Source organism: Amycolatopsis eburnea (genome assembly GCF_003937945.1).
Classification (GTDB): Bacteria; Actinomycetota; Actinomycetes; order Mycobacteriales; family Pseudonocardiaceae; genus Amycolatopsis; species Amycolatopsis eburnea.
The window spans coordinates 422,290-445,767 of record NZ_RSEC01000060.1 but is presented as its reverse complement, the minus strand read 5'-3'; the positions used below and the strand labels follow the sequence as shown (position 1 = coordinate 445,767).

Here is a 23,478-nt window from a genome sequence, read left to right as displayed (position 1 = left end):
CCCACGCGGCCGGGGTGATCACGAAGCTCTACGCGACGCTGCTGCCCGCCTGAGTACTACGCTCGGTGGCATGTTCGACGAGCTGGCGTTCCCGGTCATCGCCGCGCCCATGGCGGGCGGCCCCACCACCCCGGAGCTGGTCGCCGCGGTGACCGAGGCGGGCGGCTTCGGCTTCCTCTCGGCGGGCATGCTCACCCCCGCCGCGCTGGCGGCGCAGGTCGAGCGGACGCGGGAGCTGACCAGCGGCGAGTTCGGCGTCAACCTCTTCGTGCCGCAGCCGGACACCGGCGCCGACCTCGGCGCGCACCGCGAACGGCTCGAGGCCTTCGCGCGCGAGTACGACGTCGAGCTCGGGGAACCGAAGTGGGACGACGACAACTACCCGGCGAAGCTGGACGTGGTGCTCGAGAAGCGGGTGCCCGTCGTGTCGTTCACCTTCGGGCCGCCGTCGCCGTCGGACGTCCAGCGGCTGAAGGAAGCCGGGGCGAAGGTGGTCGTCACCGTGACCACGCCCGAGAGCGCGCAGCGGGCCGCGGACCTCGGGGCCGACGCGCTCGTCGTGCAGGGTTTCGAGGCGGGCGGGCACCGGAGCCTCTTCACCGACGACCCCCGCCTGCCCGGCGGTGGCGCGGAGTACGGCGTGCTGGCGCTGCTGCGGCTCGTCGCCGCGCGTGTCGACCTGCCGCTGATCGCCGCCGGCGGGCTGGTGCACGGTGCGGACGTCGCCGCCGTGCTCGCCGCCGGGGCGGTCGCCGCCCAGCTCGGCACCGTCTTCCTGCGCGCGGACGAAGCCGGGACGTCGGAGGCCCACCGGAAGGCGCTGGCGCTCGCCGAACGCGAGACGGCGTTCACCCGCGCCTTCAGCGGGCGCCCGGCGCGGGGGCTGGTCAACAAGTTCATGGACGCGCTTTCCGAGGGCGCCCCCGCGGCGTACCCGCAGCTGAACCACCTCGCCGGGCCGGTGCGCAAGGCCGCTGCCAAGGCGGGGGACCCGGAAGCGATTTCGCTGTGGGCGGGCCAGACGTACCCGCTCGCCTACGACGCCTCGGCCGCCGTCATCCTCGAGCGGCTGAAGGTCGAGGCGCGCGACGCCGCCGCACGCCTCGACCGGATCCGCTAGCGCTCGGTGCGGTTCAGGAGCGAGTGCCGCCTGCTGTAGAGGAAGTACACGAGCATCCCGAGCACGAACCAGACCGCGAACCGCAGCCAGGTCGCCGGCTGCAGGAACGTGATCAGCCAGATCGAGAACACGACGCCGATCGCGGGCACCACCGGCATGCCCGGCGTCTTGAACGTGCGCGGCAGGTCGGGCTGCTTGTAGCGCAGCACGATCACCGCGACGCAGACCACGACGAACGCGAGCAGGATGCCGATGTTCGTCAGCTCCGCGGCCTCGCCGATCGGCAGCACCCCGGCGATGATCGCCGACGCGCCGCCGAGGATCCACGTCATCCGGCTCGGCACCTGGCGCTTCACGTTCGTCTTGCCGAGCCACGCCGGCAGCAGGCCGTCGCGGCTCATCGAGTAGCCGACGCGGGTGGCGCCCATCAGGAACGTGAACAGCACGGTGAGGATGCCGACGATGGCGCCGATCGCGATCACCGTGGCCAGCCCGTCGAGGCCGACCGACTTGAACGCCGTCGAGAAGCCGCTCTTCGGGTCGATCTCGGTGTACTTCTGCATGCCGGTCAGCACCAGGCAGGCCAGCACGTACAGCACCATCGAGATGGCCAGCGAGTAGATGATGGCCTTCGGCATGTGCCGCTGCGCGTCCTTCGACTCCTCGGCCGCCGTCGACATGGCGTCGTAGCCGAAGACGGCGAAGAACACCGTCGCGGCGCCGGTCACCGCGCCGCCGAAGCCCGCCGGGGCGAACGGCGTGTAGTTGCCGGTCTTGACGTAGAAGAAGCCGACCAGGATGACGACCAGCACGATCAGCACCTTGATGCCGACCATCGCCGTCTCGAACCGGGCGGCGCTGCGGATGCCGCGGTTGAGCAGGTACGCGATGAGCAGGCAGAGCAGCGCGGCGAACAGGTCAACCTTGTGGCCCGGCCCGGTGCCGGGCGCGCCGAGCATCCAGGCGGGCAGGTCGAGGCCGATCTGCCCGAGCAGGAAGTTGAAGTAGCCGGAGATGCCGATCGCCACCACCGACACGATCGCGGTGTACTCCAGCAGCAGGTCCCAGCCGATGAACCAGCCGACGACCTCGCCGAGGACCGCGTAGCCGTAGGTGTAGGCCGACCCCGCCTTCGGGATCAGGCCGGCGAACTCGGCGTAGGAGAACGCGGCCGCCGCGCTCGCGACGCCCGCGATGAGGAACGAGATCAGCACGGCCGGGCCGACGCCGGGGATGCCGGCCGAGTCGTCGCCGTGCGCGACACTGCCGGCGAGGGCGAAGATCCCCGCGCCGATGATGCCGCCGATGCCGATGGCGGTCAGTTGCCACAGCCCCAGGGTGCGTTTGAGGCCGCCGGCTTCGCTGGTGTCCTGGATCTGGTCGATCGGCTTGCGCCGGAAGATGCCGGAGCTGGAGCCCAGGCTTGGAGCGGACATCTTCGTCTCCCGAACGTCGGTGTGCGAGCCCGGATCACGGACCCAACGGGGGAACCTACCGCCAACTCCGCGTGAAGACAGCGTGAGCGGATCAGCCCGCCGCGGTGTCCTCGCTCACCGCTTCCGACGCCGTCGCCGCGGCGCGCTTGGCCTGGGTGGTCCGGACCGCGCTCGCGGCGAAGTAGGTGAGCAGCTCCGCGATCTCGACCGGGTCGTCCAGCTGCGGGCAGTGCCCCCAGTCCTCGCGGACCAGCAGCCTGCTGTGCGGCACCAGCGTGTGCAGCTGCCGCCCGGACGCCGCGGTGACGAGCTTGTCCTTGCCGCACGCGACGACCAGCAGCGGGACCTGCACGGAGTCGAGGCGGTAGGCGTCGGCGAGCTCCGCGACGAGCTGCCGGGCCTGCTCCAGCCGGCTCTTGGTCGCGCGGTAGTCGGGGAACAGCGCGGTGAAGCGCTGCACCTGCGTCGCGTCGGCCGCCGCGGAGTCGGCGTAGAGCAGCCTCGGGACGAGCTGCTCGGCGACCTTGCGCACCAGGAAACCCGGCACCGGGACCGGCAGGGACGAGTACAGCCGCAGGGGCAGCGGGTAGCGCGCCACCGTGCGGATCAGCCACGAGTCGACGAACCCCGGCGCGGCGATCGAGACGACGCCGGAGATCGGCAGCCTGCTGTTCTGCGCCGCGCGCAGGCTCATCGTGCCGCCGAGGGAGTTGCCGGCCAGCACGACCGAGCCGAGCACGGCCTGTTCGCGGACGACAGCGGTGGTGAACGCGTCGAGCTGCGGCAGCATCGGGCCGGGCCGCAGCGGCTGGGCGTCGCCGAAGCCGGGCAGGTCGACCGCGATCGCGGGGATGTCGGCGGCCGCGAGCTGCTCGAGGGCGGGGCGCCAGGTGTCAGCGCTGTCGCAGTAGCCGTGCAGCAGCACCAGCCGCGGCGCGGTGGGCCGCAGGTGCGCGGCGGCGGACTTGCGCCGCCGCGAGCGGCGGGGGAGCTCCGGTCCGGGGCCGGGGTCGCCGACCTCGAGGACGCGGGTGCGGACGCCGGCGTAGCGCCGGAAGGAGACCCGGATGGGGTCCGGATCACTGCTGGGCCGGCCGCCCGGTCCAGCCGGTGCGGGCCGCTTCGTCGCGGTCATGTTTACAGATTAGCTTGCCGCCCTTGGGTTTTGGTCGAATTTGGGTGCTAACGACCAGATCTCGATCCGAGTACGTTGACAATTCACCAAGTGGGCGGTACAAGCGGTGACCTGGGCGGGCCGGTGCGCGATCCGCCCAGGTCAGCGCCTCAGCGGGTGAAGACGATCTTGCCGGCGGTGTCGCCTTCGAGCATCGCCTGGAACCCCTTGGCTGCCTCTTCGAACGGCAGTTCCTGCCCGATCTGCGGCCGCACGCCGGTCAGGTCGAGGTAGGCGAGCAGGTCGGCGAGCTCGTCGCGGGTGCCCATCGTCGAGCCGGCGACGCGCAGCTGCAGGAAGAAGACGCGCTGCAGCTCGGCGCCCGCATCCGGGCCGCTGGTCGAGCCGGAGACCACGATGATGCCGCCCGGCTTCAGCGACTTGACCGAGTGCGACCAGGTCGCCTTCCCGACGGTCTCGAACACGGCGTCGACGCGCTCGGGCAGCCGCGCGCCCGACTCGAACGCCTGGTGCGCGCCGAGGCTTTCGGCGAGCGCGCGCTTCTCCTCGGTGCGGCCGGTGACCCAGACCCGGAACCCGGCCGCGCGGCCGAGCTGCACCAGCGCAGTCGACACGCCGCCGGAAGCACCCTGCACGAGCATCGTCTGGCCCGGCCGCAGCCCGGACTTCACGAAGAGCATCCGGTAGGCGGTCAGCCAGGCCGTGCCCATGGTGGCGGCTTCGGCGAAGCTGAGGTCGGCCGGCTTGGGGACGACGTTGCGGGCCGGGACGATCACCTGGTCGGCGAAGGTGCCCTGGTGCTTCTCGGTGAGCAGGGTGCGCTTCGGGTCGAGGGTGTCGTCGCCCTGCCAGCCGGGGGCGTTGATCACGGAGTGGATCACGACCTCGGAGCCGTCGTCGAGGGTGCCGGCGCCGTCGCAGCCGAGGATCATCGGGAACTGCTCCGGCTTGATCCCGACCCCGCGGAGCGTCCACAGGTCGTGCATGTTCAGGCTGGCCGCCTTGACGTGCACGCGGACCCAGCCGTCCGGCACGTCGGGTTCGGGCCGCTCGCCGACGACGAGCGAGTCCAGCGGGCTGTCTGCGTTGGGTTCCTGCGCGTACACGGCGAACATGCCTCGCAACGTACCTTTTCCTTCAACCCTGTGCTGCGTGTCGCCAGACACGGTGAGCGGGCCTTGCGTCCGGCGGACCCGGACCCGACTCCGTCGGGTGGCTTCGCCTCCGCTGCAATCGGCTCCGCCGATTCTGGAAGCGAGGCCCTGAAGCGCGCAGGCAGCAGAGCGCGCGTAGGCTCACACCGTGTTCAACGGGCTTGCCGACTGGTGGGACGGGGTCGAGCTGTGGCTCGCCCAGGCTTGGTTCCCCGTGCAGTTCGTGCTGGTCATGGTGGTCGTCGTGCCGCTGTGCCTGGCCGCCGCGTGGGTGCTCGACAAGCTCGTCGGGCTCTTCGCCCGCCGCTTGACCCCGGGGCGTGACGACGACCGCTCCGACCCCTCGGCATAGGCTCGCGCACCATGTTCAACCGAAGGCGGATCACCGCCGCGCTGATCGGGCTCCTCGTGCTGGTGCTGGGGGGCTGGCTGGTCAAGGACGCCGTCGGCGGCGGATCGACGTCCCCGAGCACCTCGTCGAGCAGTACCGCCGGCTCGTCCTCGAGTGCTCCGGCCAAGGGCAGCGCGGCCGTACCGGGAGCCGACTCCGGGCTGCCGCTGAAGGCGCTTTCCACGTTGCCCTCCCAGGCCGCGGACACGTGGCAGCTGATCGAAAAGGGCGGGCCGTTCCCGTACCCGCGCAACGACGGCGTCGTGTTCGAAAACCGCGAGAAGCGCTTGCCCGGCAAGAAGTCCGGTTACTACCACGAGTACACCGTGAAGACCCCGGGCAGCCCCGACCGCGGCGCGCGGCGGCTGATCACCGGGCAGGCGCACGAGCTGTACTACACCGGCGACCACTACTCGTCGTTCGTCGTCGTGGACCCGGCCCGATGAGCGCGTCGGAGGAGGCGAAGGCCGCCGCCGAAGCGGCGTTCGCCCGGGGCGCGTACCCGCACCTGGTGAACTCGCGGCCCACCGTGGACAAGGCCAGCACGCTGAGCGCGTTCGCCGCCGCACTGTCCTTTCCGGACTACTTCGGGCACAACCTCGACGCGCTCTACGACTGCCTGACCGACCTGTCGTGGCTGCCGCCGGGGGAGCACGTGCTGATCTGGCCGGGCTCGGACGCGCTGCGCAAGGCCGAACCCAAGACGTACCTGGCGATCCGCAGCGTGCTTTCGGACGCGCAGCGCGCGCTCGGGCCGAGCGGCCCCAGTGCCGGCTCGTGGCGGCTCACGGTGGTCCTGCCGGACGCCTGAGCGGCGTCCGGCAGCCCGGACCGGCTCAGTCCTGCGGGACCCAGTTCGGCTTGCGCTTCTGGGCGAAGGCCAGGATGCCCTCCTGGCCTTCCTCGCTCGCGAAGAACTTCGCCGACAGGCCGAGCATCTCCTCGAAGCCCTCCGACGGCGTCGCGAAGCGGGGGCGGCTCAGCAGCGCCTTGGTCTCGGCCAGCGCCTTCGGCCCGCCCGCCGCGAGCGCCTTGACGAACCGGGTCACCTCGGCGTCGAGCTCGTCGGCCGGGACCGCCGAGTTGAGCAGGCCGATCTCCACCGCGCGGCGGGCGTCGAACGTGTCGCCGGTCAGGAACAGCTCGTGGGCCGCGCGCGGGTTCAGGCGGGGGAGGACCGTCAGGGAGATGATCGCCGGGACCACGCCGATGCGGACCTCGGAGAAGGCGAACGTCGCTTCCGGGACCGCCACCGCGATGTCGCACGCCGCCACCATGCCGATGCCGCCGGCGCGCGCCGGGCCGGCCAGGCGCGCGACGACCGGCTTCGGGCTCGTCCACAGCTGCTCGAGGATCCTCGGGAACTCGTTGACGCCCTGGTCGCCGGCGCTGCCGCCGCGAGCTTCCTTGAGGTCCATCCCGGCGCAGAACACCGGGCCGGTGTGGGTCAGCACGATCACGCGGACGGCGTCGTCGGTGGCCGCCTTCGCCAGGGAGTCCGAGAGCTCGCGGCGCAGCTGCGCCGACAGCGCGTTGCGGTTGTGCGGGGAGTCCAGGGTGATCGTGGCGGTGCCGCCCACCACGTCGTAGTGCACCAGTTCGTCAGCCATGCCCGTCACCCTTGCACACTCGCCGCGCGACGCCGGTGTTACGCGGGGCACAGCCAGCCGGGGTCACCCTCGCGGGCGTCGGACGCCGGCGAGAAGTGCTGCTTCAGCGTGAACGCCGCCGGGGTCGGGCCGTAAACGCGCAGGTGCTTGATCTTCGCTTCGGCCTCCGCGGTCGTCGGCCGGTGGCCGGCGGGCACCCACCACAGCGCGGTCATCACGTCCTGGACGCGGTGGAACCACTCGCGGCGGCGCTTGAGGACCGCCAGGTGCTCGCCGGAGAACACGAAGTCCGCCAGCGCCTCGACCGACGTCCACACGGACATGTTGACCAGGATCCCGGACGTGCCGCGGACGTCCCACTCGAAGGCGCGGATCGAGGTGGCGTCGCCGTCCTCGGTCTGCAGGCGCCAGACGAAACCCGGCGCACGGTCGGCGATCGCGTTGACCGGCTCGAGCGCGTCGACGAAGTCCCGGAAGGACTCGTCGTCGAGCGGCGCCGTCATGCGGCTGATGTTGACCTGAGCGAGTTCGAAGTTCCCCATGCGGCCACCCTACGGGCGGAACCCGCAGGGTGGCCGGGGAAATCAGCCGATGGTCGTCGTGGTGAAGACGGGGCTGGGGTTGGGGAAGCAGGCCGTCGGCGCGGTGACGTCGCCGATGATGCTGCTCGCCACCGCCTTGAAGGTCAGGCCCGGGTCGCTGTAGCTGGTGCCGGACAGCTTCGTTTCGATGGTGCCCGACTGCCCGGCCGTCAGGTGCGCGGTGATCGTGGGCAGTTCGAAGGTCGCGCCGCCCGCGATCGGGCCGGGGAAGCTCAGCGTCGCGACGCCGTTCGCGACCGCGATGGTCGGCGCGGTGCTGCCGAGGCCGGACCCGCCGGCGAGGTCGGCGCCGACGTAGGTGGAGTTCGCGGGGATCGGGAACTTGAGCGCGAACGTGTTGATGTTCTTGACCTTGTTCCCGCTCACATCGCTCGGCACGGTGTTCGGCGCCGGGTCGATGACGACGTCGAAAGCCCCGCCGGGGGCGACCGTGGCGGGCGCGCTGACGTCCGCGTCCTGGTTCAGCGACACCTTCTGCGGGCCGACGATCGGGGCATCGGCCTGGCAGTCGAAGGTGACGGAGGTGGCCGCCGACGCCGGGGCGGCGAGGGCGATCGGAAGGGCGGCGGCCGCGGTCAGAGCGGCGAGCCGGGAAAGGTGAAGAGCTTTCATCTGTATCCACCTACCTGCGGTTTCAAGAGGGGAGGGAGAAAGCTGCGCAGCGATTAGATAGTTACCGGCAAGTTAACTAGCGCGTCAAGGATTTACCGTTCCCATGCACGTGGGGTGACGGTAAATGTGAATGAGACTCGCCTTTTGGCGGTGGTGGAGGCGCTGACCTGCTGCTCTGGGGTACGGACAGTGGCTCAGGTGGCCTTGCCGAGGCGACCGAGCGCTTCACGGACCGGGCGCCGACCGAGAACCTTCTAATCTCTAGCCCGCAGGCCCGAAGCCCGCCGTACCTTCCCCCGCGTTCAGGCGTACTGGCGGAGCAGTCCGGTCAACGCGGACGCGTACCGGCTGATCACCACGTCCGCCACGCGCGGGTCGTCGGCCAACGGCTTCGCGATGAACGCCTTCGGATCGGCCTCCCGGGCCAGCCGGGCGATCCGGTCCGGCAGCAGGCCCGGCGCGAGGAACCACGATGCGACGATCAGGTGCCGCACGCCCCGCGCACGCAACGACGCGGCCGCGGCGGGGATGTCCGGCTGGGTGGCGGACGCGAACGCTTCGCTCACCGGGATGCCCAGCCGCTCCTCCCAGCGCGCGGCCAGGGCGGCCACCACGGCGTTCGCGGACGCGTTCGACGACCCCACCGCGCTCACCAGCACGCCCGAGCCCCGGCGGTGGGATGCCGACGCCAGCCGGTCCAGGGCCACCGCCTCCAGGGCCGGGTCCGCGCCGAGCACGTCCGACACCTGGATGCGGAAGCCCGGGCAGTCCGCGACCACCGAAGAGATCAGCGCGGGCAGGTCCACCCGCGCGTGGAACGCGCTGCCCAGCAGCAACGGCACCACGACCGCCGCCCGGTGCCCCGAGTTGTACAGGCCCCGCAGCACGTCCGTCACCAGCGGGGCCGACAGGTCCAAAAAGGACTCGTGCACCGCGGTACCCGGGGCCTGTGCGCGCACGACGTCCACGAGTGCCCGCACGGTCGACGCCGAGCGGGGGTCGCGGCTGCCGTGCGCGACGGCGACCAGGGGTGGCGTCACGAGAAGCGCTCGCCCACCAGGCCGGCCGCCAGCGTGTCGCCGTCCTTCGGGTCGATCACCAGGAACGCGCCGGTGCGCGGGCTGACGCCGTAGTCGTCGACGCCCAGCTCTTCGGCCAGCCGCAGCGTGACGCGGCCGATGTCGTTGAGCTCCAGCGACGCCGGGGCGTCCACACTGGACAGCGTCTGCTCGTCGAACCGCGCGTGCAGCTCGTCGACCAGCGCCTGGACCGTGCGGGTGCCGTGCTTGACGAGCACCCGCGCGCCCGGCTTCAGCGGCTTCGACGACAGCCAGCACAGCGTGCCGGTGATCTCGTCGGTGACCCGGGGCGGCGCGTCCGCGGCGGCGATCAGGTCGCCGCGGGAGATGTCGATGTCGTCGGTCAGCAGCAGCGTCACCGACGTCCCGGCGCCGGCCTCCGCCAGCGGGCCGTCGGCGGTGTCGATGCGCTCGACGCGGCTGCGGATGCCCTGCGGCAGCACGACGATCTCGTCACCGGGGCGGACCGTGCCCGCGGCGATCTGGCCCGCGTAGCCGCGGTAGTCCAGGTACTCCGCCGTGCGCGGGCGGATCACGTACTGCACCGGGAACCGCAGCGCGGAGTCGTGCGGGTCGGGGGCGACCGGGACGTCCTCCAGGTGCTCCAGCAGGCTCGGGCCGGTGTACCACGGCGTCCGTTCCGAGCGCGTCGCGACGTTGTCGCCTTCGAGCGCCGACACGGGGATCGTGAGCACCGAACCCCGCGCGTAGCCCAGCGTCTCGGCGTGCGAAGCGAACTCCTCGGCGATCACCGTGAACGTCGCCTCGTCGTAGTCGACCAGGTCGATCTTGTTCACCGCCAGCACCAGCTGCGGCACGCCCAGCAGGGCCAGCACGGCCGCGTGCCGCCGCGTCTGCTCGATGACGCCCTTGCGCGCGTCGACCAGCAGCACGGCCAGCTGCGCGGTGGACGCGCCGGTCACCGTGTTGCGCGTGTACTGCACGTGCCCCGGCGTGTCGGCCAGCACGAACGACCGCTTCGGCGTGGCGAAGTACCGGTACGCGACGTCGATGGTGATGCCCTGCTCGCGTTCCGAGCGCAGGCCGTCGACGAGCAAAGACAAGTCCGGTGTGGACAGTCCCTTGTCGACGGACGCGCGGGTGACGGCGTCGAGCTGGTCGGCGAGCACCGACTTCGTGTCGTAGAGCAGCCGGCCGACCAGGGTGGACTTGCCGTCGTCGACGCTGCCCGCGGTCGCGAGCCGCAACAGGCTGGACATCAGAAGTACCCCTCACGCTTGCGGTCTTCCATGGCCGCCTCGGACATGCGGTCGTCGGCGCGGGTGGCGCCGCGTTCGGTGAGCCGCGACGCGGACACCTCGGCGATGACGTCTTCGACGGTGGCGGCCTCGGACTCGATCGCGCCGGTGCACGAGCCGTCGCCGACGGTCCGGTACCGCACGGTCAGCTCGCGGACCTCTTCCCCGGGGCGGGGACCGCCCCACGGGCCCTCGGCCAGCAGCATCCCGTCGCGCAAGTACACCTCGCGCCGGTGCGCGTAGTAGATCGAGGGCAGCTCGACCTTCTCACGGGCGATGTAGTTCCAGACATCGGCCTCGGTCCAGTTGGACAGCGGGAAGACGCGGACCTGCTCGCCCGGGCGGTGCCTGCCGTTGTAGAGGTTCCACAGCTCGGGCCGCTGCCGGCGCGGCTCCCACTGGCCGAAGGCGTTGCGGAGGCTGAAGATCCGCTCCTTCGCGCGGGCGCGCTCCTCGTCGCGGCGCCCGCCGCCGAAGACGGCGTCGAACTTGTTCTCGGCGATGGTGTCGAGCAGCGGCGTGGTCTGCAGCGGGTTGCGCATCCCGTCCGCGCGCTCTTCGAGGCGCCCGTCGTCGATCCAGTCCTGGACCTTCGCGACGACCAGGCGCAGCCCGTGCCGCTCGACGACGCGGTCGCGGAACTCGATGACCTCGTCGAAGTTGTGCCCGGTGTCCACGTGCAGCAGCGGGAACGGCACCGGCGCCGGCCAGAACGCCTTGATCGCCAGGTGCAGCAGCAGCGTCGAGTCCTTGCCGCCGGAGAACAGGATCACCGGGCGGTCGAACTCGCCCGCCACCTCCCGGAAGATGTGGATGGCCTCGGACTCCAAGGCCGCCAAGTTGTCCTGTGCCGCATCGGTCGCGGGCTCCAAGGTCGTCATGCGTCCCTTCCTCAGCCGTGCAGTCCGCACTCGGTCTTCGACTGGCCCGCCCAGCGGCCGCTGCGCGGGTCGGCGCCCGGCTCGACGCGGGCCGTGCAGGGCGCGCAGCCGATCGAGAGGTAGCCGATCGAAACGAGCGGGTTCTCCAGGATCCCGTGCTCGCGGATGTAGCCGTTGAACTCGTCGTCGGTCCACGCCGCGATCGGGTTGACCTTGACGAGGCCGTTGCGGTCGTCCCAGGTGACGATCGGGGTGTTGGCCCGGGTCGGCGCGTCGACCCGGCGGACGCCGGTGATCCACGCCGAGTAGTTCGCGAGGGTCTTGCGCAGCGGCACGACCTTGCGCAGGTTGCAGCACAGCGTGGCGTCGCGGGCGTGCAGCTTCTCGCCGTACTCCGCGTCCTGCTCGGCGACGCTCTGCTCGGCCTGGGCGTTGACGATCTTCACGTCCGGGTAGACCGTCTGCACCGCGTCGCGCGTGCCGAGCGTTTCCGGGAAGTGGTAGCCGGTCTCGAGGAACAGGATGTCCACATCGGACTTCACCTTCGTGGTGAGGTCGATGAGCACGGCGTCCTGCATGTTGGACGCGACGATGAAGTCGTCGCCGAACGTGTCGACGGTCCAGCGGATCGCTTCGTCGGCGGTGGCGTCGGCGAGCTCCTTGGACGCGCGCTCGGCGAGGGTCTTGTAGTCGGCGGTGGCGGTCATCGGGAAACCTCCGGGAGGGACAGGCCGAGGAACTTGACCGAGAAAACCCGGCGACAGGCAGAACACAGCCACCCGCCGTTCTCTTCCGGCCGCAAGTCCTCGTCCCCGCAATAGGGGCAGTAGTACGGCGCTGCTCGCTCGGTCACTGGAGGGCGCTTTCGTCGGCGCGCGCCGCCCACTGGGCGAAGCGTTCGCCGGGTTCGCGCCCGGCCACGTAGTTGCGCACGACTCGTTCGACGTACCCGGTCAGCTCGCCCGAGGTCACCTTGTGGCCGCGCAGCTTCCGGCCGAACCCGGCGTCGAGGCCGAGGCCGCCGCCCAGGTGCACCTGGAAGCCTTCGACCTGGTTGCCGTCGGCGTCGGTGACGATCTGGCCCTTGAGCCCGATGTCCGCGGTCTGGATCCGCGCGCAGGAGTTGGGGCAGCCGTTGAGGTGCACGCTGACCGGCGTGTCGAGGTCCTTCTGGATGTCCGCCAGGGACTTCTCGAGGTCCGCGACGAGCTGCTGCGCGCGTGCCTTCGTCTCGACGATGGCGAGCTTGCAGTACTCCAGCCCGGTGCAGGCCATCACCCCGCGCCGCCACGGCGACGGCTTGGTCTCCAGCCCCAGTTCCGTCAGCTCGGCTTCGAGCGTGGCGACCTGGGCCTCGGGGACGTCGAGCACGACGAGCTTCTGCTGCGGCGTGAGCCGCACGCGGCCCGAGCCCACGCGCTCGGCGGCCTTGGCGACAGCGACCAGCGTGCCGCCGGAGGACCGGCCGGCGATCGGCGCGGCGCCGACGTAGAAGTTGCCGTCGACCTGCGGGTGCACGCCGACGTGGTCGATCGGGTTGGCGGGCTCGGCCGGTGCCGGGCCGTCGATCAGCTCGCGCTTGAGGTACTCGTCCTGCAGCACCTGGCGGAACTTCTCCGCACCCCAGTCCTTGACCAGGAACTTGATCCGGGCACGGGAGCGCAGCCGCCGGTAGCCGTAGTCGCGGAAGATCGAGATGACGCCTTCCCAGACGTCCGGGACCTCGTCCAGCGGCACCCACGCGCCGAGGCGCTGGCCGAGCATCGGGTTGGTGGACAGGCCGCCGCCGACCCAGACGTCGAAGCCCGGTCCGTGTTCGGGGTGGTCCACGCCGACGAACGCGACGTCGTGGATCTCGTGCGCGACGTCGGGCTGGCCGGAGATCGCGGTCTTGAACTTGCGCGGCAGGTTGGCGAACTCCGGCTTGCCGATGTAGCGGCGCTTGATCTCGTCCAGCGCCGGCGTGCCGTCGATGATCTCGTCGGCCGAGATGCCGGCGACCGGCGAGCCGAGCATGACGCGCGGGCTGTCGCCGCACGCCTCCATCGTGGTCATGCCGGCGTTCTCGAGCTTGGCCCAGATCGCCGGGACGTCTTCGACCCGGATCCAGTGGTACTGGATGTTCTGCCGGTCGGTGATGTCGGCGGTGTCGCGCGCGTACTGCTGCGAGATCTCGCCGAGCACGGTGAGCTGGTGGGTGGTCAGCGCGCCGCCGTCGAGCCGGACCCGCAGCATGAAGTAGCGGTCGTCGAGCTCTTCGGGCTCCAGGGTCGCGGTGCGGCCGCCGTCGATCCCCGGCTTGCGCTGGGTGTAGAGGCCGAACCAGCGGAACCGGCCGCGCAGGTCACCCGGGTCGATGGAGTCGAATCCCCGGTGGGCGTAGATGTTCTCGATGCGCGCCCGCACGTTGAGCGGGTGGTCGTCCTTCTTCGACCGCTCGTTCGGGTTCAGCGGCTCGCGGTAACCGAGCGCCCACTGCCCTTCGCCGCGCTTCTGCTTCGCGCGTGCGGGTCGGGCGGGGGTCTGACGCGTGGGCGTGGCCATGACGGCGTCCTCCGATGGGGCTGTCCGGTTTCGTGGCAGGTGGTGGCGACGGGAGTCAGCGAACGGGTGCGCAGAGGGCGCTCGCGACCCGCACGAGGTCGACGTGGCGGCGGGCCACCAGGAAGACACCGGCATGAGTCACGACCTGAGCGTGCCACGCGTCCACAATGTGGTCCAGGCCTGACCGCATGCTGGGAGAAGGGTCACTCACCTGCGAAAATCGTGTCAACCGTGCTGCATGCGGACTCTTGCGCTGTTCAAACCACTACATGTAGAGTACTTCAAGCACAGTGGTTTGGAGAGAGGAACTGGGGATGCAGGTCAAGGGTTTCGGGGCGGGGTACCTGGTGGACGACGTCGCCGCGACCACCCGCTTCTACGCCGACGTGATCGGGCTGCCGGTCACCGTCGAGCTGGACTGGTTCGCCAGCGTCAACGCCGGTGCGCCGGGGTACGAGATCAGCTTCGTGCAGCGCGGCCACGCCTCCGTGCCGGCGGGGTACCGGGCGGCCGAGACGGCCGGGGTGATGTTCGGGCTCATTGTCGAAGACGCGGCGGCCGAGGCGAAACGCCTGGCGGAAGCGGGTGTGGAACTGGTCACCCCGCTCGTCGACGAGGTGTACGGGCAGCGGCACTTCTACGTCGCCGACCCGAACGGGGTGCTGCTCGACGTCATCGAGATGATCCCCGTCGACCCCGAGTGGGCGGCGGCGAACCTCCCGGCTTCGTAGGGGACAATCGGGGGGTGCCCGAGCTGCGTCCCGACCCCGCCACCCCCATCGACCCGGCGTTGCCGGAGAGCGCGCTGAAGGGGCTCGGCAGCCGGGCGTTCGGGGTCTACGTGCACGTCCCGTTCTGCGCGACGCGCTGCGGTTACTGCGACTTCAACACCTACACCGCGGGCGAGCTGGACTCCGGCTCGTCGCCGCAGTCCTGGCTCGAAGGGCTGCGGCGCGAGCTGGAGCTGGCCGCGCGCGTGCTGGTCGTGCCGCCTGCCGCCGACACCGTGTTCGTCGGCGGAGGTACGCCGTCGCTGCTCGGCGCCGACGGGCTCGGCTCGGTGCTCGACGCCGTCCGCGACGTCTTCGGGCTCGCGCCGGGCGCCGAGGTGACGACCGAGTCGAACCCGGAGTCGACGTCGCCGGAGTTCTTCGCCGGGATCCGCGAAGCCGGCTACACGCGCGTCTCGCTGGGCATGCAGTCGGCCGCGCCGCACGTGCTGAAGATCCTCGACCGCGTGCACACGCCCGGCCGGCCGGGGCAGGCCGCCGCCGAAGCGCGCGCGGCCGGGTTCGACCACGTGAACCTCGACGTGATCTACGGCACGCCGGGAGAACGCCCGGACGACCTCCTCGCCACCCTCGACGCCGTGCTGGCCGCCGGCGTCGACCACGTCTCGGCGTACGCGCTGATCGTCGAGGAGGGCACCGCGCTGGCCCGCCGCGTCCGCCGCGGCGAGCTGCCGGCCCCGGACGACGACGTGCTGGCCGCGGACTACGAGATGATCGACGCCGCGCTCACGGCGGCCGGGCTGCGCTGGTACGAGGTGTCGAACTGGGCGGCGTCCGACGCGGCCCGCTGCCGGCACAACCTCGGCTACTGGCGCGGCGACGACTGGTGGGGCGCGGGCCCGGGCGCGCACAGCCACGTCGGCGGCGTGCGCTGGTGGAACGTCAAGCACCCGGCCCGGTACGCGGCGCTGCTCGCCGCCGGCGATTCGCCCGCGGGCGGGCGCGAAGTGCTCACCGACGACGACCAGCACCTCGAGCGGATCATGCTCGAACTCCGCGTCGCCGAGGGGCTCCCGCTGGACGTCCTCGACGAGCCCGGGCTCGCCGAAGCCCGTGCGGCGGCGGCCGAAGGCCTGCTGGACCCGTCCGCTTTGGACAGCCGGGGCCGCGCGGTGCTCACCGACCGCGGCCGCCTGCTCGCGGACGGCGTGGTCCGGCGGCTCGCGGGCTGAGCCGGGAATCAATGGCAGGGTCCGGTCGTTGCTTGTATTCAGCAACGACTTTCGAGGAGGCCCCATGGCGCGCGCGATCAGGTTCGACGAGTACGGCGACGTGGAGGTCCTGCGGGTCGAGGACGTGCCGCGGCCGGTGCCGGGCCGGGGGCAGGTGCTGGTCGAGGTGCGCGCCGCCGGGATCAACCCCGGCGAAGCCGCCATCAGGCGGGGGTTCCTGCACGAGCGCTTCCCGGCGACGTTCCCCTCCGGCCAGGGCAGCGACTTCGCCGGCGTGGTCGCCGAGCTGGGCGAAGGCGTCGGGGAGATCGCCGTCGGCGACGAGGTGATCGGGTTCGTCGACACCCGCTCGAGCCACGCCGACTTCGTCGTCGCGGAAGCGGCGAACCTGACGCCGAAGCCCGCGGACCTGCCGTGGGAGGTCGCCGGCGCGCTCTTCGTCGCCGGGACGACCGCGTACGCGGCGGTGGGCGCCGTGTGCCCGCGCGAAGGGGAGACCGTCGTCGTTTCGGGCGCGGCTGGCGGCGTGGGTTCGCTCGCGGTCCAGCTGGCGAAGCTGGCCGGCGCCACGGTCATCGGCCTCGCGGGCGAGGCCAACCACGAGTGGCTGCGCGAACTCGGCGTCGTGCCGGTTTCCTACGGCGAAGGCGTCCTCGAGCGGATCAAGGAGGCGGCGCCGGACGGTGTGCACGCGTTCGTCGACACCTTCGGCTCCGGGTACGTGGAACTGGCTCTGCACCTGGGGATCCACCCCGGGCGGATCGACACGATCATCGACTTCGAGGCGGCGGCGAAGTACAACGTCAAGACCGACGGCAACGCGGCCGGCGCGTCGGCCGAGATCCTGCGGGAGCTGAGCCTGTTGCTGGACAAGGGTTTGCTGACCCTGCCGGTGGCCCGCGTCTACCCGCTGGCCGAGGTGCGGGACGCCTACCGCGAGCTGGAGCGGCGGCACACGCGCGGCAAGATCGTGCTGCGGCCCTAGTTCCTCGCGGCGAGCACCTTGAGGCCGGCGAGGTAGGTGTCGAGCGCGAATTCGAGGCGTTCGGCGGCGGTTTCGGCGGAGAAGAACTCGCCGATGCGCAGCATGTTCGGGAACGACTCGGGCGGCAGTGACCGCATGTAGGCGACCATCTGCTCGCCGCGTGCGGTCACTTCGGCCGGGTCGATCTCACCCCACGTCCAGCCGCTGGCTTCGTACGCGTACGCCTTGGCGTAGAGGGAAAGCGCGTCGCCGGCGAACGTCGCCTGCTTGAGTTCGAGGCCGCCGGCGCGCAGCAGGGCGAGCATCGCCTCGCCCTGGCGCAGCGAACTCGGCGTCACCGGCACGGCGACGTCCCAGGCGACGCGCGCGATCCCGGGGTGGGCGACCATCACCCGGATCTGCGCGCGGACGAGGTCCTTGACCTGCTCGTCCCAGCGCGCCGGGTCCGGCTCCGGCAGCGGCACGTCGGCGAGCACGGCGTCGAGCATCAGCTCCGCCAGCTCGTCCTTGTTGGCGACGTGCGCGTAGAGCGACGCGGGCCCGGTTTCCAGCTCCTGCGCGACGCGCCGCATGGTGACGGCGTCGAAGCCCTCCTTCGCCAGGATCTCCAGCGCCGTCTTCACGACGAGCTCCTGGGACAGGACGGGTTTCGCGGCGCGGCGGCGCGGGGCGCTGCGCCACGGCGGCGGGGGAACGGTCACGCGAACACTGTACTTGACGCGAACGTCGTTCGTCAGTAGAACGGTGTTCGTCAAACGAACAGCGTTCGTGAAGGGGATACCATGACCACTCCGGAAGCCGGCGTCCGCGCGGTGCTCGGCAAACTCACCCAGGCCTGGAACGACGGGGACGCGACCGCGTACGGCCGGCTCTTCACCGAAGACGCCGACTACGTGACGTTCTTCGGGGCCAACTTCCCCGGGCGCGCCGGGATCGAGAACTCGCACCGCGCGCTCTTCGAAGGCCCGCTGAAGGGGAGCAAGCTGACCGGGCGGCTCGACGCGGCGGCGAAGGTCCGGTTCGTCCGCCCGGACGTCGCCGTCGCCGTCGTGGGCGGCGGCTCGTCGCTGACCGGGGCGGACACCACGGACGAAGGGCGCGAATCGACCGTCACCTTCGTGCTCGTCCGGGAGGACGGCGAGTGGCTGATCACGGCGTTCCAGAACACGCGCGTCTCGGATCCGCGCTCGTGAAAGCGCTTGCGGAGGCTTCGGGAGTCGTCGCGCGGCCGCCCGGGGAGGTGTTCGACCGGTTGCGGCGGCTGCTGACCGGGGGCGCGTACCCGATGCGGATGGACGTCGACCGCGAGCGCGGGTTCGTCGCGGTCCAGGGCGGGTGGTGGTACCGCGGCGAATACCGCGTGACGCCGGACCCCGTGGGCGCGCGCGTCGAGCACCGCGTCGTCAACGCGGCCTCGTGGGGGCGGTGGGGAGTGCCGCTCGCGAACCGGTTCTTCCTCGGGTTCCGGGCGCGGACCGCCGCCGGGTTCGCGCGGTTGCCCGAAGAACCGGGTACACCTGGGTAGGCACGGGCCGGATCCGGCGCGTAGGCTGACTTAGGTAAGCCTTAGTATTGGAGTGGTCGATGGCTGAAGCACCCCGGCGGTCCGGGCGTCCCGCGGTGCGGCTGCGGGTCCTGCGCACCGAGCGGCTGACCCCGCACATGATCCGGATCGTCGCGGGCGGCGAAGGCATCGCCGACTTCACGCCCAACGAGTTCACCGACGCCTACGTCAAGGTGTTGTTCAAGGTGCCGGGCGTCGAGTACCCGGAGCCGTTCGACGTCCAGGAGTGCCGTGCGACGCTCCCGCGGGAGCACTGGCCGCGGATGCGTTCGTACACCGTACGGGCGTTCGACCCGCAGGCCGGCGAGCTGGTCATCGACTTCGTGCACCACGGCGACGAGGGCATCGCCGGCCCGTGGGCGGCCTCGGCTCAGCCTGGTGACGAGCTGCTGCTGTCCGGTCCCGGTGGCGCCTACGCGCCGGGCACCGAGGCGGACTGGCACCTGCTGGCGGGCGACGAAAGCGCGTTGCCGGCCATCGCGGCCTCCCTCGAAGCGCTCCCGGCCGGCGTCCCGGCGCACGCGGTGATCCTCGTCGAGAACGCGGCCGAGGAGCAGCCGCTGGCCACCAAGGCCGACGCGCAGATCACCTGGCTGCACCGGGCTTCGGGCGGCGACGTCGCTGCGGCGGTCCGCGCGCTGCCGTGGCGCGACGGCGTCGTGCAGGCGTTCGTGCACGGCGAAGCGGACTTCGTGCGGGACCTGCGGCGCTACCTGCTCGACGAGCGCGGCGTGCGGCGCGAGCTGCTGTCGATCTCGGGCTACTGGCGCGTCGGCAAGAACGACGAAGCGTGGCGTGAAGAGAAGGCGGCCGAACGGGCGCGCGAGAAGTAACCTCGCGGCATGGCGGAACTCAAGGTGGAAGTCGACCCGGCCGAAGCCGGGTTCGACGCGGACCGGCTGCGGCGGCTCGACGCGCACTTCGACCGGTATGTCGAGGACGGGCGGCTACCGGGCTGGCTCGCGGTGGTGAGCAGGCACGGCCGCGTCGTGCACGTCGGCCGCGGCGGGCACCGCGACGTCGAAGCGGACCTCCCGGTCGAAACCGACACGCTCTGGCGCATCTTCTCGATGACCAAGCCGATCACCTCGGTGGCGGCGATGATGCTCGTCGAAGAGGGTCTGCTGGAGCTGGACGACCCGATTTCGCGCTGGCTGCCGGAGTTCGCTTCGCCGCGCGTGTTCGTCAAGGGGTCGGCGTTGGCGCCGGTCACCGAACCGGCGACGTCGCCGATCCGCGTGTGGCACCTGCTGACGCACACGGCGGGCCTGACGTACGGCTTCCACCACGGCCACCCGGTGGACGCGATCTACCGCGCGGCGGGCTTCGAGTGGGGCACCCCGCCGGGCGCGGACCTGGCGGAATGCACCCGGCAGTGGGCCGCGTTGCCGCTGCTGTTCCAGCCGGGGGCGGAGTGGAACTACTCGATCGCGACGGACGTGCTGGGGCGGCTCGTCGAGGTGGTCTCGGGTCTGCCGCTCGACGAGTTCTTTTCGTCGCGCATCTTCACGCCGCTGGGCATGACGGACACGGACTTCGTGGCCACGTCCCTTTCGCGCCTGGCGGCGTTGTACGTCCGCGATCCTTCGTCGGGCCGCGCGGTGCGCAACGACGCGTTCGGTCGCAGCGGCACCGCGCGCCCCGACTGCCTTTCCGGCGGCGGCGGCTTGGTGTCGTCGGCGGGGGACTACTGGCGGTTCACGGAGATGCTGCTGCGCGGCGGCGAACTCGACGGCGTCCGGCTGCTGTCCCCGCGGACGGTTTCCCTGATGGCTTCGAACCACTTGCCGGGCCACGTGGACCTGGAGGCGTTCGGCCGCCCGCTGTTCGCGGAGATGCCCTTCGACGGTCACGGGTTCGGGCTCGGCTTCTCGGTACTGGAGGACCCGGTGAAGGCCCGCACGCTGTCGTCGGCGGGCGAGTTCGCTTGGGGCGGCGCGGCTTCCACGGCGTTCTGGGTGGATCCGGACGAGGATTTGACGGTGGGGTTCTACACGCAGCTGCTGCCGTCGAGCACCTACCGGCTGCGGCCGCAGCTGCGGCAGCTGGTCTACCAGGCGCTGCTGGACTGAACCGGATCGGCCGCAGGCGGGGAACATCCGTCACCGCAACGCCGGCTCCAGGTACGGCGTCACGTTCCGCATCGCCCGCGCAACGTACTCCTCCTTCTCCCCGACCGGCGCCACGTAATGCATCGCCCCCTCAGCCGCCTCCAACCCGTGCAGCCGCGCGATCACCCACGTCGCCAAGTAAGCCGACGCCAAACACCCGCCCGCCGTAGCCACGTTGCCGCGCGCGTAGAACGGTTGGTCCAAGACCTCGACGCCCGCCGCCACCACCCACGGCTTCGACGTCAGATCCGTGCACGCAGGCACCCCGCCCAGCAACCCCAGCTTCGCCAGCACCAACGTCCCCGAACACTGCGCGGCCAACAGCTGGCGAGCCGGGTCGAGGGTGCTCAGCACCCGCATGATGGCCGGGTCCTCCACCACCTCGCGGGTGCGCACGCCGCTCCCGATGATCACCGCGTCGGCCGAACAGGCATCCGCCAAGCCGATCGTCGCGGTCAACGTCACGCCGTTCATCGAGGTCACCTGCGGTGTCGGGCTCGCGATCGACACCCGCGAGCCCGCGCGGTTGAGGACGCCCAGTGCGATCAGGGAGTCGAGTTCGTTGTAGCCGTCGAAGGTCAGGATCGCCGTGTGCATGGCCGCCACGCTAAGACCGCTCACCCAGGACAGTCCAAGAATTGTCCTGCCTACAATCCGGCGGGTGCGCGTACCGAAGTACAAAGGCGTCGTCGACACCCTCGCGAAGCAGATCCGGGACGGGCGCTTCCCGGCCGGGACGAAGCTGCCCACGCACCGGCGGCTGGCCGCTGACCAGGGCATCGCCGTGGTCACCGCCTCGCGCGTGTACGCCGAGCTGGCAGCGATGGGGCTGGTCAGCTGCGAGCAGGGGCGGGGCACCTTCGTCCGCGACCCCGCCATCGGGGAGGCCGCCGACGAGCGGTCCGTTGCCGCCGACGCGCTCGACCTCAGCTTCAACCACCCCGCCGTGCCGGGGCAGGCCGATCTGCTGCGCCAGGCGCTGCGCGACCTCGCCACCGCCGGTGACCTCGACGCGCTGCTGCGCTACCAGCCGCACCGCGGGCGGGCGCAGGATCGCGCCGCCGTCGCCCGGCACCTGCGGCGGCGGGGGCTGGACGTCGGCCGGGAGCGGGTGCTGATCGTCGACGGGGCGCAGCACGGGCTCGCGATCACCGCCATGACCCTGTTCCGGCCCGGGGACGTCGTCGCGGTCGACGCGCTCACCTACCCCGGGTTCCGGGTGCTCGCGCGCACGCTCGGGCTGGAGCCGGCGCCGCTGCCGGTGACCGCGGGCGGGCCCGACCTCGACGTCCTCGAGCGGTTGTGCCGAGGTCGCCGGGTCCGCGCGGTGTACGCGATGCCGACAATGCACAACCCGCTGGGCTGGGTGCTCGACGAAGCCCGCCGCACGCGGCTGGTCTCGATCGCCCGCGCGCACGGGCTGACGATCATCGAGGACGCGTCCTACGCCTACCTGGCCGAGGACGCGCCACCCCCGCTCGCGGCGCTGGCGCCCGAAGCCACCGTGTACGTGTCCGCGTTGTCGAAGAACGTCGCGACCGGGCTGCGGTTCGGGTTCGCGGTCGCGCCGGACCCGCTGGTGCCGTCGCTCGAACGCGCCATCCGCGCCACGACGTGGAACACCCCCGCGCTGACCGCGGAGCTGGCCCGCCGCTGGCTCGACGACGGCACAGTCGACCGCCTCGAAACGCGCAAGCGCGAAGACGCCCGGCAGCGGCAGGCGATTGCCGCCGAGGTGCTTGCCGGGCTTCCCGTGGTCACGCACCCCTCGTCGTACTTCCTGTGGCTGCCGCTCGCGCCGGATTCGCGCCCGGACCGGATCGCGGCGGCCTTGGCGCGGCGGCGGGTCGCGGTCGCCACGGCCGAGCCGTTCGCGACGACGCCCACCGCGCCCCAGGCGCTCCGGCTGGCCCTCGGCTCCGTCGGGCTCACCGAGCTGCGCGACGCGCTGGCAGCTGTCCGGCAGGAAGCCGAGCACGACGCGTACCGCTGACCGCTCGCGACGAGTACGTGGGGAGCGCAGGCGCCCTACGCGGTGAGCTTCGGGATGATCTGCGAGCCGTAGGACGCCAGCGTCGCCTCGCGGTCGTCGTGCATCAGGTACAGCGAGAACTGGTCCACGCCCAGTTCCGCCAGCTCCTGCAACCGTTCCACGTGCGACGACGCCGGGCCCAGCAGGCAGAACCGGTCGACGATCTCGTCCGGCACGAACTCCGTCGACGGGTTGCCCGCCTTGCCGTGGTGGCTGTAGTCGTAGCCCTCCCGCTCGCGGATGTAGTCGGTCAGCTCGCGGGGCACCGCGCCCGAAGACCCGTAGCGTGCCACCAGGTCCGCGACGTGGTTGCCGACCATCCCGCCGAACCAGCGCAGCTGTTCGCGCTGGTGCGCCAGGTCGTCGCCGACGTACGCCGGGGCCGCGACACAGATCGTGATGCCACCCGGGTCGCGGCCGGCGGCCCGGGCGGCGTCGCGGACGGCGCCGATCGTCCAGCGCGCGATGGCCGGGTCCGCGCACTGGAGGATGAAGCCGTCGGCGTGCTCGCCGACCGTCTGCAGCGCCTTGGGTCCGTACCCCGCCATCCACATTTCCAGGCGTCCGTTGCGGATCCACGGGATCTGCACGGTCTTGTCGTTCATCGTCACCGCGCGGCCCTCGGCGAGGTCCTTGACCACGCGCATGCAGTCGCGCACGGTGGCCAAAGTGGACGGTGGCTTGCCGACGACCCGGTGCGCGGAGTCGCCGCGGCCGATGCCGCAGACCGTCCGGTTGCCGTACATGTCGTTGAGCGTGGCGAACGTCGACGCCATGACCGACCAGTCGCGGGTGCCGGGGCTGGTCACCATCGGACCGACGACCAGCGACGACGTCGCCGCGAGGATCGCCGAGTAGATGACGAACGGTTCCTGCCACAGCACGCAGGAGTCGAACGTCCAGCCGTAGCGGAACCCGGCGTCCTCGGCGTCCTTCATCAGCCGCACCACGTCGCGCGCGGGCGGGTCGGTCTGCAGCACGATCCCGAAGTCCATGGCGT

The 23,478-nt window shown here is 71.4% G+C and carries 28 protein-coding genes; 12 read left to right on the top strand and 16 right to left on the bottom strand.

The window, feature by feature from the left end; translation table 11 throughout:
* Positions 1-70 precede the first annotated feature (70 nt).
* Positions 71-1,120, top strand: a complete 1,050-nt coding sequence (locus EIY87_RS37770) for an NAD(P)H-dependent flavin oxidoreductase (RefSeq protein WP_125314731.1) — start codon at positions 71-73, stop codon at positions 1,118-1,120.
* Here the strand turns inward: EIY87_RS37770 and EIY87_RS37765 are convergent.
* From EIY87_RS37765 to EIY87_RS37755, 3 genes are all read right to left on the bottom strand, one after another.
* Positions 1,117-2,556 (bottom strand): amino acid permease, encoded by a 1,440-nt coding sequence (locus EIY87_RS37765; protein WP_191984412.1) that lies wholly within the window; start codon positions 2,554-2,556, stop codon positions 1,117-1,119. The two genes, EIY87_RS37770 and EIY87_RS37765, sit on opposite strands and share 4 nt — an antisense overlap.
* Positions 2,557-2,647: 91 nt before the next feature.
* Positions 2,648-3,691: an alpha/beta fold hydrolase gene (locus EIY87_RS37760; protein ID WP_125314730.1), complete on the bottom strand. Its 1,044-nt coding sequence runs from the start codon at positions 3,689-3,691 to the stop codon at positions 2,648-2,650.
* A gap of 149 nt (positions 3,692-3,840) precedes the next feature.
* On the bottom strand, positions 3,841-4,806 hold the full coding sequence (locus tag EIY87_RS37755; protein WP_125314729.1) for a quinone oxidoreductase family protein: 966 nt from the start codon (positions 4,804-4,806) through the stop codon (positions 3,841-3,843).
* A gap of 187 nt (positions 4,807-4,993) precedes the next feature.
* On the opposite strand from EIY87_RS37755, the gene EIY87_RS37750 reads away from it, so the two are divergent.
* Genes EIY87_RS37750 through EIY87_RS37740 form a run of 3 tightly spaced genes read left to right on the top strand, consistent with a single transcriptional unit; the run spans position 4,994 to position 6,047 of the window.
* Positions 4,994-5,197, top strand: a complete 204-nt coding sequence (locus EIY87_RS37750) for a hypothetical protein (RefSeq protein ID WP_125314728.1) — start codon at positions 4,994-4,996, stop codon at positions 5,195-5,197.
* 11 nt (positions 5,198-5,208) lie between these two features.
* Entirely contained in the window at positions 5,209-5,682 is a 474-nt protein-coding gene (locus EIY87_RS37745) for a ribonuclease domain-containing protein (protein WP_125314727.1), read from the top strand.
* Entirely contained in the window at positions 5,679-6,047 is a 369-nt protein-coding gene (locus EIY87_RS37740) for a barstar family protein (protein ID WP_125314726.1), read from the top strand. Before EIY87_RS37745 ends, EIY87_RS37740 begins: the two co-directional genes overlap by 4 nt.
* A gap of 25 nt (positions 6,048-6,072) precedes the next feature.
* Here the strand turns inward: EIY87_RS37740 and EIY87_RS37735 are convergent, their stop codons facing one another.
* From EIY87_RS37735 to EIY87_RS49360, 10 genes are all read right to left on the bottom strand, one after another.
* Positions 6,073-6,846: an enoyl-CoA hydratase family protein gene (locus EIY87_RS37735; RefSeq protein WP_125314725.1), complete on the bottom strand. Its 774-nt coding sequence runs from the start codon at positions 6,844-6,846 to the stop codon at positions 6,073-6,075.
* A 38-nt stretch (positions 6,847-6,884) separates the two neighbouring features.
* Positions 6,885-7,388, bottom strand: coding sequence for a DUF3291 domain-containing protein (locus EIY87_RS37730; RefSeq protein WP_125314724.1), 504 nt, complete (start codon positions 7,386-7,388; stop codon positions 6,885-6,887).
* 42 nt (positions 7,389-7,430) lie between these two features.
* Positions 7,431-8,060: a cyclase gene (locus EIY87_RS37725; protein ID WP_125314723.1), complete on the bottom strand. Its 630-nt coding sequence runs from the start codon at positions 8,058-8,060 to the stop codon at positions 7,431-7,433.
* Between the two features lie 302 nt (positions 8,061-8,362).
* Complete coding sequence (locus EIY87_RS37720) at positions 8,363-9,100, bottom strand: sirohydrochlorin chelatase (RefSeq protein ID WP_125314722.1); 738 nt, start codon at positions 9,098-9,100, stop codon at positions 8,363-8,365.
* Positions 9,097-10,359: a sulfate adenylyltransferase subunit 1 gene (locus tag EIY87_RS37715; protein ID WP_125314721.1), complete on the bottom strand. Its 1,263-nt coding sequence runs from the start codon at positions 10,357-10,359 to the stop codon at positions 9,097-9,099. Before EIY87_RS37715 ends, EIY87_RS37720 begins: the two co-directional genes overlap by 4 nt.
* Positions 10,359-11,279 carry a sulfate adenylyltransferase subunit CysD gene (cysD, locus tag EIY87_RS37710; protein WP_125314720.1) on the bottom strand — a complete coding sequence of 307 codons (921 nt, stop codon included), beginning with the start codon at positions 11,277-11,279 and terminating at the stop codon, positions 10,359-10,361. The genes EIY87_RS37715 and cysD overlap by 1 nt, the downstream gene beginning before the upstream one ends.
* An 11-nt stretch (positions 11,280-11,290) precedes the next feature.
* Entirely contained in the window at positions 11,291-11,986 is a 696-nt protein-coding gene (locus EIY87_RS37705) for a phosphoadenylyl-sulfate reductase (protein WP_125314719.1), read from the bottom strand.
* Positions 11,983-12,132, bottom strand: a complete 150-nt coding sequence (locus tag EIY87_RS48685; protein WP_086860657.1) for an eL43 family ribosomal protein — start codon at positions 12,130-12,132, stop codon at positions 11,983-11,985. The genes EIY87_RS37705 and EIY87_RS48685 overlap by 4 nt, the downstream gene beginning before the upstream one ends.
* Positions 12,129-13,823 (bottom strand): nitrite/sulfite reductase, encoded by a 1,695-nt coding sequence (locus EIY87_RS37695; RefSeq protein ID WP_125314718.1) that lies wholly within the window; start codon positions 13,821-13,823, stop codon positions 12,129-12,131. Before EIY87_RS37695 ends, EIY87_RS48685 begins: the two co-directional genes overlap by 4 nt.
* A gap of 55 nt (positions 13,824-13,878) precedes the next feature.
* Entirely contained in the window at positions 13,879-14,013 is a 135-nt protein-coding gene (locus EIY87_RS49360; RefSeq protein ID WP_404800131.1) for a putative leader peptide, read from the bottom strand.
* Between the two features lie 124 nt (positions 14,014-14,137).
* Between EIY87_RS49360 and EIY87_RS37690 the strand changes: the two genes are divergently transcribed.
* The 3 genes from EIY87_RS37690 to EIY87_RS37680 all read left to right on the top strand — a co-directional run bounded on the left by EIY87_RS37690 (position 14,138) and on the right by EIY87_RS37680 (position 16,771).
* Positions 14,138-14,554 (top strand): VOC family protein, encoded by a 417-nt coding sequence (locus EIY87_RS37690; protein ID WP_125314717.1) that lies wholly within the window; start codon positions 14,138-14,140, stop codon positions 14,552-14,554.
* Between the two features lie 14 nt (positions 14,555-14,568).
* Complete coding sequence (gene hemW / locus EIY87_RS37685) at positions 14,569-15,786, top strand: radical SAM family heme chaperone HemW (protein ID WP_125314716.1); 1,218 nt, start codon at positions 14,569-14,571, stop codon at positions 15,784-15,786.
* 64 nt (positions 15,787-15,850) lie between these two features.
* Entirely contained in the window at positions 15,851-16,771 is a 921-nt protein-coding gene (locus EIY87_RS37680) for an NADP-dependent oxidoreductase (protein WP_125314715.1), read from the top strand.
* Here the strand turns inward: EIY87_RS37680 and EIY87_RS37675 are convergent.
* Complete coding sequence (locus EIY87_RS37675; protein WP_449657972.1) at positions 16,768-17,412, bottom strand: TetR/AcrR family transcriptional regulator; 645 nt, start codon at positions 17,410-17,412, stop codon at positions 16,768-16,770. The genes EIY87_RS37680 and EIY87_RS37675 overlap by 4 nt on opposite strands.
* A 141-nt stretch (positions 17,413-17,553) precedes the next feature.
* Between EIY87_RS37675 and EIY87_RS37670 the strand changes: the two genes are divergently transcribed.
* From EIY87_RS37670 to EIY87_RS37655, 4 genes are read left to right on the top strand one after another with little or no spacing between them, the layout of a single operon-like run.
* Entirely contained in the window at positions 17,554-17,964 is a 411-nt protein-coding gene (locus EIY87_RS37670) for an SgcJ/EcaC family oxidoreductase (RefSeq protein WP_125314714.1), read from the top strand.
* Positions 17,961-18,296, top strand: coding sequence for a hypothetical protein (locus EIY87_RS37665; RefSeq protein WP_125314713.1), 336 nt, complete (start codon positions 17,961-17,963; stop codon positions 18,294-18,296). Before EIY87_RS37670 ends, EIY87_RS37665 begins: the two co-directional genes overlap by 4 nt.
* 59 nt (positions 18,297-18,355) lie before the next feature.
* Positions 18,356-19,168: a siderophore-interacting protein gene (locus EIY87_RS37660; RefSeq protein WP_125314712.1), complete on the top strand. Its 813-nt coding sequence runs from the start codon at positions 18,356-18,358 to the stop codon at positions 19,166-19,168.
* 9 nt (positions 19,169-19,177) lie between these two features.
* Positions 19,178-20,407, top strand: coding sequence for a serine hydrolase domain-containing protein (locus EIY87_RS37655; RefSeq protein WP_125314711.1), 1,230 nt, complete (start codon positions 19,178-19,180; stop codon positions 20,405-20,407).
* A 30-nt stretch (positions 20,408-20,437) separates the two neighbouring features.
* On the opposite strand, the gene EIY87_RS37650 is transcribed toward EIY87_RS37655, so the two are convergent.
* Positions 20,438-21,043, bottom strand: a complete 606-nt coding sequence (locus EIY87_RS37650) for a DJ-1/PfpI family protein (protein ID WP_125314710.1) — start codon at positions 21,041-21,043, stop codon at positions 20,438-20,440.
* A gap of 64 nt (positions 21,044-21,107) precedes the next feature.
* Between EIY87_RS37650 and EIY87_RS37645 the strand changes: the two genes are divergently transcribed.
* Entirely contained in the window at positions 21,108-22,439 is a 1,332-nt protein-coding gene (locus tag EIY87_RS37645) for an aminotransferase-like domain-containing protein (RefSeq protein WP_125314709.1), read from the top strand.
* Between the two features lie 35 nt (positions 22,440-22,474).
* Here the strand turns inward: EIY87_RS37645 and EIY87_RS37640 are convergent, their stop codons facing one another.
* Positions 22,475-23,473, bottom strand: a complete 999-nt coding sequence (locus EIY87_RS37640) for a TIGR03842 family LLM class F420-dependent oxidoreductase (RefSeq protein WP_125314708.1) — start codon at positions 23,471-23,473, stop codon at positions 22,475-22,477.
* Between the last annotated feature and the right edge of the window lie 5 nt (positions 23,474-23,478).

Bases quoted from the DNA above. Each gene is read 5' to 3' on its own strand.
- EIY87_RS37770 (WP_125314731.1), top strand. From the start codon at position 71: ATGTTCGACGAGCTGGCGTTCCCGGTCATCGCCGCGCCCATGGCGGGC.
- EIY87_RS37765 (WP_191984412.1), bottom strand. From the start codon at position 2,556: ATGTCCGCTCCAAGCCTGGGCTCCAGCTCCGGCATCTTCCGGCGCAAG.
- EIY87_RS37760 (WP_125314730.1), bottom strand. From the start codon at position 3,691: ATGACCGCGACGAAGCGGCCCGCACCGGCTGGACCGGGCGGCCGGCCC.
- EIY87_RS37755 (WP_125314729.1), bottom strand. From the start codon at position 4,806: ATGTTCGCCGTGTACGCGCAGGAACCCAACGCAGACAGCCCGCTGGAC.
- EIY87_RS37745 (WP_125314727.1), top strand. From the start codon at position 5,209: ATGTTCAACCGAAGGCGGATCACCGCCGCGCTGATCGGGCTCCTCGTG.
- EIY87_RS37740 (WP_125314726.1), top strand. From the start codon at position 5,679: ATGAGCGCGTCGGAGGAGGCGAAGGCCGCCGCCGAAGCGGCGTTCGCC.
- EIY87_RS37735 (WP_125314725.1), bottom strand. From the start codon at position 6,846: ATGGCTGACGAACTGGTGCACTACGACGTGGTGGGCGGCACCGCCACG.
- EIY87_RS37730 (WP_125314724.1), bottom strand. From the start codon at position 7,388: ATGGGGAACTTCGAACTCGCTCAGGTCAACATCAGCCGCATGACGGCG.
- EIY87_RS37725 (WP_125314723.1), bottom strand. From the start codon at position 8,060: ATGAAAGCTCTTCACCTTTCCCGGCTCGCCGCTCTGACCGCGGCCGCC.
- EIY87_RS37715 (WP_125314721.1), bottom strand. From the start codon at position 10,359: ATGTCCAGCCTGTTGCGGCTCGCGACCGCGGGCAGCGTCGACGACGGC.
- cysD (WP_125314720.1), bottom strand. From the start codon at position 11,279: ATGACGACCTTGGAGCCCGCGACCGATGCGGCACAGGACAACTTGGCG.
- EIY87_RS37705 (WP_125314719.1), bottom strand. From the start codon at position 11,986: ATGACCGCCACCGCCGACTACAAGACCCTCGCCGAGCGCGCGTCCAAG.
- EIY87_RS37695 (WP_125314718.1), bottom strand. From the start codon at position 13,823: ATGGCCACGCCCACGCGTCAGACCCCCGCCCGACCCGCACGCGCGAAG.
- EIY87_RS49360 (WP_404800131.1), bottom strand. From the start codon at position 14,013: ATGCGGTCAGGCCTGGACCACATTGTGGACGCGTGGCACGCTCAGGTC.
- EIY87_RS37690 (WP_125314717.1), top strand. From the start codon at position 14,138: ATGCAGGTCAAGGGTTTCGGGGCGGGGTACCTGGTGGACGACGTCGCC.
- EIY87_RS37680 (WP_125314715.1), top strand. From the start codon at position 15,851: ATGGCGCGCGCGATCAGGTTCGACGAGTACGGCGACGTGGAGGTCCTG.
- EIY87_RS37670 (WP_125314714.1), top strand. From the start codon at position 17,554: ATGACCACTCCGGAAGCCGGCGTCCGCGCGGTGCTCGGCAAACTCACC.
- EIY87_RS37660 (WP_125314712.1), top strand. From the start codon at position 18,356: ATGGCTGAAGCACCCCGGCGGTCCGGGCGTCCCGCGGTGCGGCTGCGG.
- EIY87_RS37655 (WP_125314711.1), top strand. From the start codon at position 19,178: ATGGCGGAACTCAAGGTGGAAGTCGACCCGGCCGAAGCCGGGTTCGAC.
- EIY87_RS37650 (WP_125314710.1), bottom strand. From the start codon at position 21,043: ATGCACACGGCGATCCTGACCTTCGACGGCTACAACGAACTCGACTCC.
- EIY87_RS37640 (WP_125314708.1), bottom strand. From the start codon at position 23,473: ATGGACTTCGGGATCGTGCTGCAGACCGACCCGCCCGCGCGCGACGTG.